The sequence below is a fragment of the Pseudomonas sp. Irchel s3h14 genome (genome assembly GCF_900187425.1).
Taxonomy (GTDB): domain Bacteria; phylum Pseudomonadota; class Gammaproteobacteria; order Pseudomonadales; family Pseudomonadaceae; genus Aquipseudomonas.
In genome coordinates this window covers 143,680-157,561 of the sequence record NZ_FYDJ01000002.1, presented here as the reverse complement: position 1 = coordinate 157,561, position 13,882 = coordinate 143,680, and the positions used below count along the sequence as shown (strand labels likewise).

Genomic DNA, 13,882 nt, shown 5'->3' with positions numbered 1-13,882 from the left:
GCCGCGGCCCGTGGCAGCGACGTTGCAGCTGTTTCAATGAATGGGGCTAGTGGCGCATATCCGCGCAGGGTATTGCCAGCAATTTTTTAGACCGCTGCAGATCCCCCTGTGGGAGCGGGCTTGCTCGCGAAGGCGTCATGCCAGTCAACATTGATGTTGAATGTGCTGGTCCCTTCGCGAGCAAGCCCGCTCCCACAGGGAATTGTGTGAAGCTTCAAATTTGCGGCGCATCCGGGCTATCAATCTGCTCCAGCATCCACTTCACAAAGTCCCGCACTTTCGGCACTTCCGCCGAATGCTCCGGATACGCCAGGTAGTAGGCATCGGTGCTGGGCATTGCGTGCTGCCAGGGTATGACCAGTTTGCCGTCGGCCAATTCCTCTTCCACCAGAAAACGCGGTAACAGCGCCACACCGCAGCCGACCTGGGCTGCGCGGATGCACATGTAAAAGGTTTCAAAACGCGGGCCGTGGTAGCTGTGTTCGGTGTGGTAGCCCTGACTGTCGAACCAGTCGTGCCAAGCCTGGGGCCGGGAGGCGTTTTGCAGCAGGACCAGGTCGGTGAGTTGCGTAGGATCGGTGAACGGCGTGTTCGGCAGGCTGCCCGGTGCGCAGACCGGCACCAGCTCTTCGCCGAACAGCTTCAGGCATTCAGTGCCGGGGCGTGAGCCCTGGCCGAAGTAGAACGCCAGGTCGCTGCGACCTTGCAGCAGATCGTCGGCTTCCTGTTCGCTGCACAGGTCCAGATGAATCGAGGGATGGCGCAGGCGCCAGCCTTTCAAGCGTGGCACTAGCCAGCGCGCGCCGAAGGTCGGAGGCGTCGAGACGCGCAGGACTTCGGTTTCACCGCCGTAGGAGCGCAGGTAGTGGGTCGACATCTCGACCTGCGTGAGGATTTTTCTGACCTCCACCAGGTACAAGTCACCGGCCGGGGTCATTTGCAGGCGTCGGCGCACCCGGCGGAACAACAGGTGCTGCAGCAATTCTTCGAGTTGCGCGACCTGTTTGCTGACAGCGCTCTGGGTCAGGTTCAGCTCTTCAGCCGCCCGGGTGAAGCTCAAATGTCGGGTTACGGCCTCAAAACACTGCAGCGCGGTGATCGACGGCAAGTAGCGTTTATTCAGCATTGGTTGTCCTTTTTCTTGTTTCTTTCTTACCAGCAATTCGCAGCATGAATAAACGGAATGATATCTCTCTTAAAGGTCGTTTGTTGGGTAACGTCGGGAGCGCTAAAACTACAGGCCTCACCAGCCGAATCAATCCGGCTGCACGTTTTCTGTTTTTCGCTTGAGGAGTGACCCATGGTTGCCGCATTGCTTGATCGTCTTGGTGTTAACCCGGCCTTGTACCAGAACGGCAAAGTGCCGGTGCATTCGCCGATCGATGGCAGCCAGATCGCCGCCGTGAACTGGGAAGGCGCCGCTGAAGTCGAGCAGCACATCAGTCGTGCAGATCATGCGTTCGAATTGTGGCGCAAGGTCCCGGCCCCGCGCCGTGGCGAACTGGTCCGCCAACTGGGCGATATCTTGCGCGAATACAAGGCCGACCTCGGCGAGCTGGTGTCCTGGGAAGCCGGCAAGATCACTCAGGAAGGCCTGGGTGAAGTTCAGGAAATGATCGACATCTGCGATTTCGCCGTCGGCCTGTCCCGTCAGCTGTACGGTTTGACTATCGCCTCCGAGCGTCCTGGCCACCACATGCGCGAAACCTGGCACCCGCTGGGCGTCGTTGGTGTCATCAGTGCGTTCAACTTCCCGGTTGCGGTCTGGGCCTGGAACACCGCGCTGGCGCTGGTCTGCGGCAACCCGGTGATCTGGAAGCCGTCGGAGAAAACCCCGCTGACCGCCCTGGCCTGCCAGGCGCTGTTCGACCGCGTACTGAAGAACTTCAGCGACGCGCCGCCGCACCTGAGCCAAGTGATCATCGGCGGTCGCGATGCTGGCGAAGCTCTGGTCGATGACCCGCGTGTCGCGCTGATCAGCGCCACCGGCAGCACCCGCATGGGCCGCGAAGTGGCACCGAAAATCGCCGCACGTTTTGCTCGCAGCATTCTGGAACTGGGCGGTAACAACGCAATGATCCTCGGCCCAAGCGCCGACCTGGACATGGCCGTACGGGCCATCCTGTTCAGCGCCGTCGGCACTGCCGGTCAGCGTTGCACCACGTTGCGTCGTCTGATTGCCCATGAATCGGTGAAAGAAGAAATCGTCACCCGCCTGAAAGCCGCGTACTCCAAAGTGCGTATCGGCAATCCACTGGAAGGCAACCTGATCGGTCCGCTGATCGACAAGCACAGCTTCGAAAACATGCAGGATGCGCTTGAGCAGGCCTTGAGCGAAGGCGGCCGGGTGTTCGGCGGCAAGCGCCAACTGGAAGACAAATTCCCTAACGCTTATTACGTCTCGCCGGCCATCGTCGAAATGCCGGAGCAGAGCGACGTGGTCTGCGGCGAAACCTTCGCGCCGATTCTGTACGTGATCGGTTACAAGGATTTCGACGAAGCGCTGCGCCTGAACAACGCCGTGCCACAAGGCCTGTCCTCGTGCATTTTCACCACTGACGTGCGTGAAGCCGAGCAGTTCATGTCGGCGGTGGGCAGCGACTGCGGCATCGCCAACGTCAACATCGGCCCGAGCGGCGCGGAAATCGGCGGGGCGTTTGGCGGTGAGAAAGAAACGGGCGGCGGTCGTGAATCCGGCTCCGATGCATGGCGCGGCTACATGCGCCGTCAGACCAACACCGTGAACTATTCGCTGGAATTGCCGTTGGCCCAGGGCATTACGTTCGACTAAATCTCGAGTCGAACAGTAATCCCCCTGTGGGAGCGGGCTTGCTCCGGGCGGCGTTCCGACGAATGCAATCTGTCAGTCGACATTGATGTTGTCTGATACACCGCTTTCGCGAGCAAGCCCGCTCCCACACTTGAATTGTGTATCTGTTAGGTTTCTGTTGGAGTCTGGCAATGCCGTTACGCGAAGAGTGTCTGTGGGAAAAACTGACGCCGCAAAGGCCTGACAACGCGGCGCTCAAGGGCGAGGTGACGGTGGATGTCTGCGTCATCGGCGCTGGTTTCACCGGTCTGTCGGCGGCGGTGCATCTGCTGGAAAAAGGCAAAAGCGTCTGTGTACTGGAAGCCCATCGCGCCGGTCATGGCGGATCGGGGCGCAACGTCGGGCTGGTCAATGCCGGGATGTGGATTCCACCGGACGAGATCGAAGCCGGGTTTGGCGAGGCGGTCGGCAGTCAGCTCAACCGCATGCTCGGTGCGGCACCGTCCCTGGTGTTCAGCCTGGTCGACAAATACAACATCGATTGCCAACTGCGTCGCGAAGGCACGTTGCACATGGCGCACAACGCCCGTGGCGAAGCGGACTTGCGCAGTCGTGAAGAACAATGGAAACGTCGCGGCGCGCCGGTGGAACTGCTGACCGGTCAAGCCTGCGAACAAGCGACGGGTACCAAAAAAATTGCCGCTGCGCTGCTTGATCGACGTGCCGGCACGATCAACCCAATGGCTTACACCACGGGGCTGGCCAAAGCGGCTATCGGTCTCGGCGGTCAGTTGTTCGATCATTCCCCGGTGACCCGACTCGAACGTCAGGGCCAACGCTGGTCGGTACAAACCGCTCAGGGTTCGGTGCTTGCCGAGCAAGTCGTGATTGCCTCGAATGCTTATACCGAGGGTGACTGGACGGAATTGCGGCGCAACTTCTTCCCCGGTTATTACTATCAAGTGGCCTCGGTCCCGCTGACCGAAGAGGCTGCACAGCAAATTCTCCCCGGTGGCCAGGGTTCCTGGGACACCCGCCAGGTCCTCAGCAGTGTTCGTCGCGATAAGGATGGCCGTCTGCTGCTCGGCAGTCTCGGCAATGGCAATCAGAAACCGACCTGGTTCCTCAAAGCCTGGGCCGACCGGGTTCAGCAGCACTACTTTCCTTATCTCAAACCGGTGGAATGGGAATGTACCTGGACCGGTTGCATCGCCTTCACCCCCGATCATTTGATGCGTTTGTTCGAGCCGGCGCCCGGTTTAGTGGCAGTCACCGGTTACAACGGCCGGGGCGTCACTACTGGCACTGTCGTCGGCAAAGCCTTTGCCGATTATCTGTGTAACGGAAACCCTCAAGCGCTGCCGATTCCCTTTGCGCCCATGCAGCCATTGGCGGGCGTGGGGTTACGCAGCTGTTTGTACGAGGCCGGATTCTCGCTGTATCACGCAGGCCAGTGCCTGCGGATCGTTATTTGATTGTTGAAATTTGTTGCTGAAAGCGGCGCTTTTTCGCGCAGCGGCTAGCCTGTAAAAGGTGCGGGTTGTAGCAGTTGCGCACCAGCAGTGTGCACTTCGGTGACGCACGTTGTTACAGGCTGGTTGCACGTCGTTTGGCGCCGCGGTTGCAATGATGGCGCGCTCGGGTTGCGCCTTTAAAAATAAATGGTTTCACCTTCAGCGGTTTAGACGGTTGCACGCCCAATGAAAATGGGATCGAAACAGTCGAAATAACAATAAAGCAGCGACTTTTTTCAGAATAAAAAACCGATGGCACGGCCCTTGCTCTGAGCATTCAGGAAGTCGCAGTGCCAACTAAAAAAAAACCTTGGAGCACCACCTCATGTCCCAGACGTTTTACAAAAAAGGCTTTTTGGCCCTCGCAGTGGCAACTGCGTTGGGTGTTTCTGCGTTTGCACAGGCTGATGTGAAAATCGGTGTGGCGGGACCAATGACAGGCGCCAACGCGGCATTTGGCGAACAGTACATGAAGGGTGCACAGGCTGCGGCCGATGCGGTCAACGCAGCGGGCGGCGTAAACGGGGAAAAAATCGTACTGGTCAAGGGCGATGACGCCTGCGAACCGAAACAGGCTGTGACGGTCGCCAAGGACCTGACCAACCAGAAAGTCGCTGGCGTAGTCGGTCACTTCTGCTCCTCCTCGACCATCCCGGCTTCGGAGATCTACGACGAAGCGGGCATCATCGCTATCACTCCGGGCTCCACCAACCCGGCTGTTACCGAGCGCGGCCTGAGTGCCATGTTCCGTATGTGCGGGCGTGACGACCAGCAAGGCATCGTGGCCGGCGACTACATCGTCGACGTGCTCAAGGGCAAGAAAGTCGTGGTCCTGCACGACAAGGACACCTACGGTCAAGGCCTGGCGGACGCTACCAAGGCCCAGCTGGAAAAGCGCGGTGTGAAGCCGGTGCTGTATGAAGGCCTGACCCGTGGCGAGAAAGATTTCAGCACCATCGTCACCAAAATCCGCGGCGCTGGCGCCGACATCGTCTACTTCGGTGGTCTGCACCCGGAAGCCGGTCCTCTGGTCCGTCAACTGCGCGAGCAAGGTCTCAAAGACGTCAAGTTCATGTCCGACGATGGCATCGTAACCGACGAACTGGTGACCACTGCTGGCGGTCCGCAATTCGTTGACGGCGTACTGATGACCTTCGGTGCCGACCCACGCATGCTGCCAGACAGCAAGACCGTAGTGGACGAGTTCCGCAAGAAAGGCACCGAGCCTGAAGGCTACACCCTTTACGCTTACGCTTCGGTCCAGACCCTGGCTGCAGCTTTCAACGGCGCCAAATCCAACAGTGGCGAGAAAGCCGCCGAGTGGTTGAAGAAAAATCCGGTCAAAACCGTGATGGGCGAGAAGACCTGGGACGCCAAGGGCGATCTGAAAGTCTCCGACTACGTGGTTTATCAGTGGGACAAGGATGGCAAATACCACCAGCTGGAAAAACAGAAGTGATATGACTTGCTGATTGCCCGGCGCCTTGTGCGCCGGGCAATCAAAGAACATGTCCGTGCAGTACCTGTCTTTTCTCGTAGAGCTGCACACAACCGTGTTGCGCCGGCGGCTGAACCCCGGTCTGTCGCACCCGGCTTCTGTGCAGTCTCTCAAATGCGTGAGATTGCGTTATGGATGGTATTTTCCTGCAGCAACTGGTCAACGGCCTGACCCTCGGGTCGGTCTATGGCCTGATCGCCATCGGCTACACAATGGTCTATGGCATCATCGGCATGATCAACTTCGCCCACGGCGAGGTTTACATGATTTCCGCTTACCTCGCGGCGATCAGTCTGGCTCTGCTGGCATACTTCGGTATTGAATCCTTCCCGCTGCTGATGCTTGGCACACTGATCTTCACCATCATCGTCACGGCGGTGTATGGCTGGGTCATCGAGCGCGTCGCCTACAAACCGCTGCGCAACTCCACCCGACTGGCACCGCTGATCAGCGCCATCGGTATTTCCCTGATCCTGCAGAACTATGCACAGATCGCCCAAGGTGCCCGTCAACAGGGTGTACCCACACTGCTCACCGGTGCATGGCGAGTTGAAGTCGGGACCGGCTTCGTCCAGCTTACCTACACCAAGATCTTCATTCTGGTCGCAGCGTTTGTCGGGATGGCCGCGCTGACCTACGTCATCAAGTACACCAAGCTCGGCCGTATGTGCCGCGCCACCCAGCAAGACCGCAAGATGGCCTCGATCCTGGGGATCAACACCGATCGCGTGATTTCCTACGTGTTTATCATCGGTGCCGCGATGGCGGCCCTGGCCGGCGTGCTGATCACCATGAACTACGGCACATTCGACTTCTATGCCGGCTTTATCATCGGGATCAAGGCGTTCACTGCCGCGGTACTCGGCGGGATCGGTTCGCTGCCTGGCGCCATGCTTGGCGGGATTATTCTGGGGATCTCCGAATCACTGTTCTCAGGTCTGGTGAACTCGGACTACAAAGACGTCTTCAGCTTCTCGCTGCTCGTTCTCGTTCTGGTCTTTCGGCCCCAAGGCCTGCTCGGCCGTCCTCTTGTGTCGAAGGTGTAAGCGATGTCTTCAACCACTAAAAAAACCATTGATCTCAAAAGAAGCCTGGTTGACGCGATTCTTGCCGGCCTGGTGGCCCTGATTGTGTTCGGCCCGATTGTCGGCGTGGTCCTTGACGGCTACGGCTTCAACCTGGAAACGACGCGGGTGGCGTGGATTGTCGCCATCGTCATGGCCGGCCGCTTTGCCTTGAGCCTGTTCCTGCAAACCCCCAAGGGCCTGAAAATTCTCGAAGGCTTTGAAAGCACCGGCTCCGGGGTTCATGTACTGCCGCCTGACTATAAAACCCGGTTGCGCTGGATCATTCCGGTGGTGATTGTTGTTGCCGTGGTTTTCCCGTTTTTCTCCAACTCCTATCTGCTGGGCGTGGTCATCCTCGGGCTGATCTACGTGCTGCTAGGCCTTGGGCTGAACATCGTGGTCGGCCTGGCCGGCCTGCTCGACCTGGGTTACGTGGCGTTCTATGCCATCGGTGCCTACGGGTTGGCGCTCGGTTATCAATACCTGGGGCTGGGTTTCTGGACGGTGCTGCCGCTGGCGGCGATCACCGCTGGCCTTGCCGGTTGCATCCTCGGTTTCCCGGTGCTGCGTCTGCACGGTGACTACCTGGCGATCGTGACCCTGGGCTTCGGTGAAATCATCCGGTTGATCCTCAATAACTGGTTGACTCTGACCGGTGGCCCGAATGGCATGGCCGCTCCATTGCCAACCTTCTTCGGTATCGAGTTCGGCAAAAGGGCGAAAGAGGGCGGGGTACCGTTCCATGAGTTCTTTGGCATCGCCTATAACCCGGACGTGAAGTATTACTTTATCTACGCGGTGTTGTTCCTGGTGGTATTGGCCGTGTTGCATATCAAGCACCGCTTGACTCGCATGCCGGTCGGTCGCGCCTGGGAAGCCCTGCGTGAAGACGAAGTCGCTTGCCGCTCCATGGGGCTGAACCACGTACTGGTCAAACTCTCGGCGTTCACCATCGGTGCTTCGACGGCCGGTCTGGCCGGCGTGTTCTTCGCCACCTATCAAGGCTTCGTCAACCCGACCTCGTTCACCTTCTTCGAATCGGCATTGATCCTCGCCATCGTGGTACTCGGCGGCATGGGCTCGACCATCGGCGTGGTGATTGCGGCCTTCGTGCTGACCGTCGCCCCGGAACTGCTGCGGGGGTTCGCGGAATATCGCGTGCTGCTGTTCGGCATCCTGATGGTGTTGATGATGATCTGGCGACCGCGCGGCCTGATTCGGATCAGCCGTACCGGTGTGACCCCGCGTAAAGGAGTAGCGCCATGAGCGAAGTCGTACTCTCGGTCGAGAAGCTGATGATGCACTTTGGCGGCATCAAGGCGCTGAACGATGTCAGCCTGAAGGTGCACCGCAATTCGATCTTCGCCCTGATCGGCCCCAACGGTGCCGGCAAAACCACCGTGTTCAACTGCCTGACCGGGTTCTATAAGGCCTCGGGTGGCAAGATCGAACTCAACGTGCGTGGCGAGCGCACCGATGTCATCAAAATGCTGGGCGAACCGTTCAAGGCGACAGATTTTGTATCGCCCAAAAGCTTCATCAGCCGGCTCCATTACAAGATGTTCGGCGGCACTCACCTGGTGAACCGTGCCGGCCTGGCGCGGACGTTCCAGAACATTCGCCTGTTCAAGGAAATGTCGGTGCTGGAAAACCTGCTGGTGGCCCAACACATGTGGGTCAACCGCAGCATGCTGGCCGGTATCCTCAACACCAAGGGGTATCGAAAAGCCGAAAGCGATGCGCTGGACCACGCGTTCTACTGGCTGGAAGTGGTGGACCTGGTGGACTGCGCCAACCGTCTGGCCGGTGAGCTGTCCTATGGTCAGCAACGCCGTCTGGAAATTGCCCGGGCCATGTGCACCCGGCCGCAGATCATCTGCCTCGACGAACCGGCCGCCGGCCTCAACCCTCAGGAAACCGAAGCGCTGAGCGCGATGATCCGGCTGCTGCGCGACGAGCACGATCTGACCGTGGTGCTGATCGAACACGACATGGGCATGGTAATGAGCATTTCCGACCACATCGTAGTGCTGGACCACGGCATCGTCATCGCCGAGGGCGGACCTGATGCCATTCGTAACGATCCGAAAGTGATTGCGGCCTACCTGGGCGCCGATGAAGAGGAAGTGGTGCTATGAGCCAACCCATCCTCGAACTGAAGGATCTGGATGTGTTCTACGGGCCGATCCAGGCCCTGAAGAATGTCTCGCTGCACATCAATGAGGGGGAAACCGTCAGCCTGATCGGCTCCAACGGCGCCGGTAAATCGACCTTGCTGATGTCGATTTTTGGTCAGCCGCGGGCGGCGGACGGGCAGATCATCTATCAGGGTGTGGATATCACCCACAAGTCCTCTCACTACATCGCCTCCAACGGCATCGCTCAATCGCCGGAAGGGCGACGGGTGTTCCCCGACATGACCGTCGAGGAAAACCTGCTGATGGGCACCATTCCGATCGGTGACAAGTACGCCAAGGAAGACATGCAACGCATGTTCGAGTTGTTCCCGCGACTCGAAGAGCGGCGCACCCAGCGGGCGATGACCATGTCCGGCGGCGAACAGCAAATGCTCGCTATCGCACGTGCGCTGATGAGCCGGCCGAAACTGCTGTTGCTTGACGAGCCGAGCCTGGGTCTGGCGCCGATTGTGGTGAAACAGATCTTCGCGACTCTGCGGGAACTGGCGAAAACCGGCATGACCATCTTCCTGGTGGAGCAGAACGCCAACCACGCCCTCAAACTGTCGGACCGAGCGTACGTGATGGTCAACGGCGAGATCCGCATCACAGGCACCGGCAAGGAGCTGCTGGTTAACGAGGAAGTGCGTAACGCTTATCTCGGCGGCCACTAAACGGCTGAGCACATAAAAAACGCCCTGACGCATCCACGTCAGGGCGTTTTTTTATGCCGGTCGTAAAGGTTTTTGAAATTGTGGAAAACAATATTCACAAGCTCTCAAAGCGCGACATAAAGCCGCTGCAAATAGTTGTTTTGTCACGGTTTTGACTTGTCCCCGTTTGCTGTGGAGCTGGCTGTGAATAACGTGGGAGTAGCTGGCTGAAAGCCTTTGAAACCGTGGCTTGCAGAGTTGTGGTTGTTTTTTGATCAGGCGTTTTTGCGTGACCGCGGACGGGCTTTGTCAACCTTTTTGTTGATGACGAAAACGGGCCAAAACAGGGTGGAGCTGCCTGTGGATAAGTCTGTGGTTAAACTCTGGAAAGACTCGGCTGAAGGCCGTAGTTACTGGCTTGGCGCCATCGTCGGTATGACTGGTCAATCGTGCAAAATGCCATGGGCTACACAGCCGACGTTCCAGGGTCAAGCAAAAAAATTTCCAATTTGCCCGCAAAGCCTTGTGCACAGCGGCTTACAGCTTTTTCACTTGCCCCCGGAAACTGTGGACCGGCCTGTGGATAAGGTGCGCGCACATGGCTGAGAGCCGCGGCGGGCAAGGTGTGGCAACGTTTGATCGTTTTTTGTACAGCTCGTAAGGTAGTTGCCGCTGTGGGCAAGGCCGGGCATGCTGGCTGCTGATTTTCTATTCCAGTGGCTGCCGATCAGCCGAAGCAAGGAGAACACGATGTCCAACACCCTGTTTATTACCGGCGCGACCTCCGGTTTTGGTGAAGCCTGCGCCCGTCGTTTTGCCGAAGCCGGCTGGAAACTGGTGCTGACCGGCCGTCGTGAAGAGCGCCTCAATGCGCTGTGTGCCGAGTTGTCGAAACAGACCGAGGTCCATGGCCTGGTGCTCGACGTGCGTGATCGCAAGGCCATGGAGGAGGCGATTGCCAACCTTCCGCCGTCCTTCGCCAAACTGCGCGGTCTGATCAACAATGCCGGGCTGGCCCTGGGTGTTGACCCGGCGCCCAAGTGCGACCTCGACGATTGGGACACCATGGTCGACACCAACATCAAAGGCCTGATGTACAGCACTCGTCTGTTGTTGCCCCGCCTGATTGCTCACGGTCGTGGCGCCGGCATCGTCAACCTCGGCTCCATCGCCGGCAACTACCCGTACCCGGGCAGCCATGTGTATGGCGCGAGCAAAGCGTTCGTTAAACAGTTCTCCCTGAGCTTGCGCTGCGACCTGCAAGGTACGGGCGTGCGGGTGAGCAACATTGAGCCGGGCCTGTGCGAAAGCGAGTTCTCACTGGTGCGTTTTGCCGGTGACCAGGAGCGTTACAACGCGACCTACGCCGGTGCTGAGCCGATCCAGCCGCAAGACATCGCCGACACCATTTTCTGGGTGCTCAATGCCCCGGCGCACATCAACATCAACAGTTTGGAGCTGATGCCGGTGAGTCAGACGTGGAGCGGGTTTGCGATTGAGCGTAATGCTGGCAAGGCTTAAGACCGAGTAGCGCCCATCGCGGGCAAGCCTTGCTCCTACGGGTTTTGTGTCGATTCGCGATAATGCGAACAACACAAAACCCGTAGGAGCAAGGCTTGCCCGCGAAGGCGATTTCTCAGTCAGCGCAGATATTCGACCAATCCGCGATAACACGTCGCCAAGTGATAAGGCGTGGTCGACGGCATGTCCCGACGTGTCACATCACCGTTCTCATCACGACATTCATACCAGCCACCCGCATGCAGAAAACGCTGCTGCAACGCCTGCAATTGGCGCAGCACCGCAGCCTCGCTGTCTGGCCGCAAGGTCAGGGCGCGCAGGTATTCAGCCTGAGCCCAGATTCGCTGCGTAGCGTCCCGAGGTCGGCCGCTCGGTTCCAGGTCAAGCATGGCCCGCACGGCGCCGGTCTGTTGATCAACGCCCAGTTTTTCAGTGAACGCAAAGGCGCGTTCCAGAGAGGCGTTGAGTGTCGAACCGCGCAGCAACGAAGACGATTCCAGCAAGAAATACCACTCGAACTGATGCCCAGGTTCAAACCAGTTATCCACAGCCCCCAGTGGTTTTTCCATCAACACACCGTGTTGCGGGTCGATAAAACGCTTCTGCATCGCTGTGCATAACTCGACGAGCGCGTCTTGCACGGCGACGTCTTCGCGCACCGACAGCGTGGCGAGGAAGGCTTCGGCCAAGTGCATCAGGGGATTTTGCAGCGGCCCGGACTCGAGCGAGGACCAGTCACGGCCGAGGCTGGCTTCGTACAGGCCGTCGCCCGAGGCAAAGCGCTGCGCGACCACTTCCAGTACGGCGTTGAGCACCGATTCCACCAGCGGTTCGCGGACCTTGTCCCAGTAATGGGCGCAGGCGAACAGGATGAAGGCGTGGGTGTAGAGGTCTTTGCGCTGATCCAGCGGCGCACCCTGCGGGTCGACGCTGTAGAACCAGCCGCCATGCTCGGCATCGTGGAAATGCTGCTGCAGGGAACGGAACAGCGCTGCGGCGCGCTCTTCGGCGGCCGGTACCTGGCCGATCAGGCTGGAAAACAGGTAGAGCTGCCGCGCGCAGGCCATGGCGCGATAGCGTTGGGGCGGCAGCGGTTGGTACTCGGCGTCCAGCGCCTCATAGGGCAGCGCCATGTCGGCATTCCAGCCGGGGCCTTGCCAGAGCGGTACGATCACGTCCTGGAAGTGCTGTTGCACCGAGGCAAACAGAGCGGTCAATTCAGGCTGGGAAGCAGAGCGGGAAACAGGCGGCATTGGCTGGCGTCGTCACGGCAGGGTTGATTGCGCGACATGTTAGCAGAGAGAACGCGTCGATCGTTCCCACGCTCTGCGTGGGAATGCCTCATTGGACGCTCCGCGTCCGCTTCGAAAGGGACGCGGAGCGTCCCGGGCTGCATTCCCACGCAGAGCGTGGGAACGATCATGGTCGGCTTAGCTCGCCAACAACCACACGCCAGTCGCCGCCGAGGCCGCACCCGCCAGTCGAACCAACGGTGCCGCCGCTTGCGGCAACAACCGCACTGCTGCATAACCCAATCCATGCAACGCAGCTGTCGCCGCTACAAAACCCGCCGCATACGCCCAAGGGCTCGACATCTGCGGCAACTCCAGTCCGTGCGCCACCCCATGGAACAACGCAAACAAAGCGGTTGCCGCAACGGCGAGGCTCAACGGCGGACGCACTGCCAAAGCCACCGCCAGACCCAGCGCCAGCACCGACGCCGCAATCCCGCTCTCCAGCGCCGGCAGGTTCAGCCCTTCAAACCCCAGCAACCCGCCGATCAGCATGATGCCGACGAATGTGCACGGCAGCGCCCAGCGTGCAGCGCCTTTCTGTTGTGCCGCCCACAAACCGACCGCAACCATCGCCAACAAGTGATCGAGGCCACCGACCGGGTGGCTGATGCCGGCGATCAAACCGTTGTCGCCATGCCCCGGGTGGGCGAAGGCGATGGCCGGGGTCAGCAGCAGGGCCATGGCGCCCAGAATGCGTTTAAGTGTCATGGATAAGCTTCCTTGTTGATAAAAGTTGATGGTGTTCACGCCGCTGTCAGCAGGCCCTGGCGTTCGATGAAGGCGATGATTTCTTCCAGGCCGAGGCCGGTTTTCTGGTTGCTGAAAACGAACGGTTTGCCGTTGCGCATGCGCTTGGTGTCGCTGTCCATCAGTTCCAGCGACGCACCCACCAATGGCGCGAGGTCGATTTTGTTGATCACCAGCAGATCCGATTTGCAAATCCCCGGGCCGCCCTTGCGCGGCAGTTTGTCGCCGGCCGAGACGTCGATCACATAAATGGTCAGGTCGGACAGTTCCGGGCTGAAGGTGGCAGACAGGTTGTCGCCACCGGACTCCACAAGGATCAGGTCCAGCCCCGGAAAGCGCCGGTTCAGTTGGTCCACGGCTTCGAGGTTGATCGAGGCGTCTTCGCGGATCGCCGTGTGCGGGCAGCCGCCGGTTTCCACGCCGATGATCCGCTCCGGCGCTAATGCTTCGTTGCGCACCAGAAAGTCGGCGTCTTCGCGGGTGTAGATGTCGTTGGTGACCACCGCCAGGTTGTAGCGGTCGCGCAGCGCCAGGCACAGGGCCAAAGTCAGAGCGGTTTTGCCGGAACCGACCGGGCCGCCGATGCCGACGCGCAGAGGTTGTGTGTTCATGTGCTTCTCCAAAATAACAGGCCCAAAAT

General features: G+C 59.4%; 12 protein-coding genes. 8 read left to right on the top strand and 4 right to left on the bottom strand.

The window, feature by feature from the left end; translation table 11 throughout:
* Positions 1-214: 214 nt before the first annotated feature.
* Positions 215-1,126: a LysR family transcriptional regulator gene (locus CKW16_RS04410; protein WP_095127378.1), complete on the bottom strand. Its 912-nt coding sequence runs from the start codon at positions 1,124-1,126 to the stop codon at positions 215-217.
* 174 nt (positions 1,127-1,300) lie between these two features.
* Between CKW16_RS04410 and CKW16_RS04405 the strand changes: the two genes are divergently transcribed.
* From CKW16_RS04405 to CKW16_RS04365, 8 genes are all read left to right on the top strand, one after another.
* On the top strand, positions 1,301-2,791 hold the full coding sequence (locus CKW16_RS04405; protein WP_095127377.1) for an aldehyde dehydrogenase family protein: 1,491 nt from the start codon (positions 1,301-1,303) through the stop codon (positions 2,789-2,791).
* A gap of 170 nt (positions 2,792-2,961) precedes the next feature.
* A complete protein-coding gene (locus tag CKW16_RS04400) occupies positions 2,962-4,245 on the top strand; it encodes an FAD-binding oxidoreductase (protein WP_008153371.1) in 1,284 nt (427 codons plus the stop codon).
* 364 nt (positions 4,246-4,609) lie between these two features.
* Positions 4,610-5,743: an ABC transporter substrate-binding protein gene (locus tag CKW16_RS04395; protein WP_095127376.1), complete on the top strand. Its 1,134-nt coding sequence runs from the start codon at positions 4,610-4,612 to the stop codon at positions 5,741-5,743.
* 170 nt (positions 5,744-5,913) lie between these two features.
* Complete coding sequence (locus tag CKW16_RS04390) at positions 5,914-6,828, top strand: branched-chain amino acid ABC transporter permease LivH (protein ID WP_095127375.1); 915 nt, start codon at positions 5,914-5,916, stop codon at positions 6,826-6,828.
* 3 nt (positions 6,829-6,831) lie between these two features.
* Positions 6,832-8,115 (top strand): high-affinity branched-chain amino acid ABC transporter permease LivM, encoded by a 1,284-nt coding sequence (gene livM / locus CKW16_RS04385; protein ID WP_095127374.1) that lies wholly within the window; start codon positions 6,832-6,834, stop codon positions 8,113-8,115.
* A complete protein-coding gene (locus CKW16_RS04380) occupies positions 8,112-8,987 on the top strand; it encodes an ABC transporter ATP-binding protein (protein ID WP_095127373.1) in 876 nt (291 codons plus the stop codon). Before livM ends, CKW16_RS04380 begins: the two co-directional genes overlap by 4 nt.
* Positions 8,984-9,700, top strand: a complete 717-nt coding sequence (locus tag CKW16_RS04375) for an ABC transporter ATP-binding protein (RefSeq protein WP_095127372.1) — start codon at positions 8,984-8,986, stop codon at positions 9,698-9,700. The genes CKW16_RS04380 and CKW16_RS04375 overlap by 4 nt, the downstream gene beginning before the upstream one ends.
* Before the next feature lie 729 nt (positions 9,701-10,429).
* Positions 10,430-11,200 (top strand): SDR family oxidoreductase, encoded by a 771-nt coding sequence (locus tag CKW16_RS04365; RefSeq protein ID WP_095127371.1) that lies wholly within the window; start codon positions 10,430-10,432, stop codon positions 11,198-11,200.
* Positions 11,201-11,319: 119 nt separating this feature from the next.
* Here CKW16_RS04365 and CKW16_RS04360 read toward each other — a convergent pair whose 3' ends face one another.
* The 3 genes from CKW16_RS04360 to ureG all read right to left on the bottom strand — a co-directional run bounded on the left by CKW16_RS04360 (position 11,320) and on the right by ureG (position 13,853).
* Positions 11,320-12,453: an AGE family epimerase/isomerase gene (locus CKW16_RS04360; RefSeq protein WP_095127370.1), complete on the bottom strand. Its 1,134-nt coding sequence runs from the start codon at positions 12,451-12,453 to the stop codon at positions 11,320-11,322.
* A 177-nt stretch (positions 12,454-12,630) separates the two neighbouring features.
* Positions 12,631-13,203, bottom strand: a complete 573-nt coding sequence (locus tag CKW16_RS04355; RefSeq protein WP_095127369.1) for a HupE/UreJ family protein — start codon at positions 13,201-13,203, stop codon at positions 12,631-12,633.
* A gap of 35 nt (positions 13,204-13,238) precedes the next feature.
* Positions 13,239-13,853, bottom strand: coding sequence for an urease accessory protein UreG (gene ureG / locus CKW16_RS04350; protein ID WP_008157381.1), 615 nt, complete (start codon positions 13,851-13,853; stop codon positions 13,239-13,241).
* Between the last annotated feature and the right edge of the window lie 29 nt (positions 13,854-13,882).

Bases quoted from the DNA above. Each gene is read 5' to 3' on its own strand.
- CKW16_RS04410 (WP_095127378.1), bottom strand. From the start codon at position 1,126: ATGCTGAATAAACGCTACTTGCCGTCGATCACCGCGCTGCAGTGTTTT.
- CKW16_RS04405 (WP_095127377.1), top strand. From the start codon at position 1,301: ATGGTTGCCGCATTGCTTGATCGTCTTGGTGTTAACCCGGCCTTGTAC.
- CKW16_RS04400 (WP_008153371.1), top strand. From the start codon at position 2,962: ATGCCGTTACGCGAAGAGTGTCTGTGGGAAAAACTGACGCCGCAAAGG.
- CKW16_RS04395 (WP_095127376.1), top strand. From the start codon at position 4,610: ATGTCCCAGACGTTTTACAAAAAAGGCTTTTTGGCCCTCGCAGTGGCA.
- CKW16_RS04390 (WP_095127375.1), top strand. From the start codon at position 5,914: ATGGATGGTATTTTCCTGCAGCAACTGGTCAACGGCCTGACCCTCGGG.
- livM (WP_095127374.1), top strand. From the start codon at position 6,832: ATGTCTTCAACCACTAAAAAAACCATTGATCTCAAAAGAAGCCTGGTT.
- CKW16_RS04380 (WP_095127373.1), top strand. From the start codon at position 8,112: ATGAGCGAAGTCGTACTCTCGGTCGAGAAGCTGATGATGCACTTTGGC.
- CKW16_RS04375 (WP_095127372.1), top strand. From the start codon at position 8,984: ATGAGCCAACCCATCCTCGAACTGAAGGATCTGGATGTGTTCTACGGG.
- CKW16_RS04365 (WP_095127371.1), top strand. From the start codon at position 10,430: ATGTCCAACACCCTGTTTATTACCGGCGCGACCTCCGGTTTTGGTGAA.
- CKW16_RS04360 (WP_095127370.1), bottom strand. From the start codon at position 12,453: ATGCCGCCTGTTTCCCGCTCTGCTTCCCAGCCTGAATTGACCGCTCTG.
- CKW16_RS04355 (WP_095127369.1), bottom strand. From the start codon at position 13,203: ATGACACTTAAACGCATTCTGGGCGCCATGGCCCTGCTGCTGACCCCG.
- ureG (WP_008157381.1), bottom strand. From the start codon at position 13,853: ATGAACACACAACCTCTGCGCGTCGGCATCGGCGGCCCGGTCGGTTCC.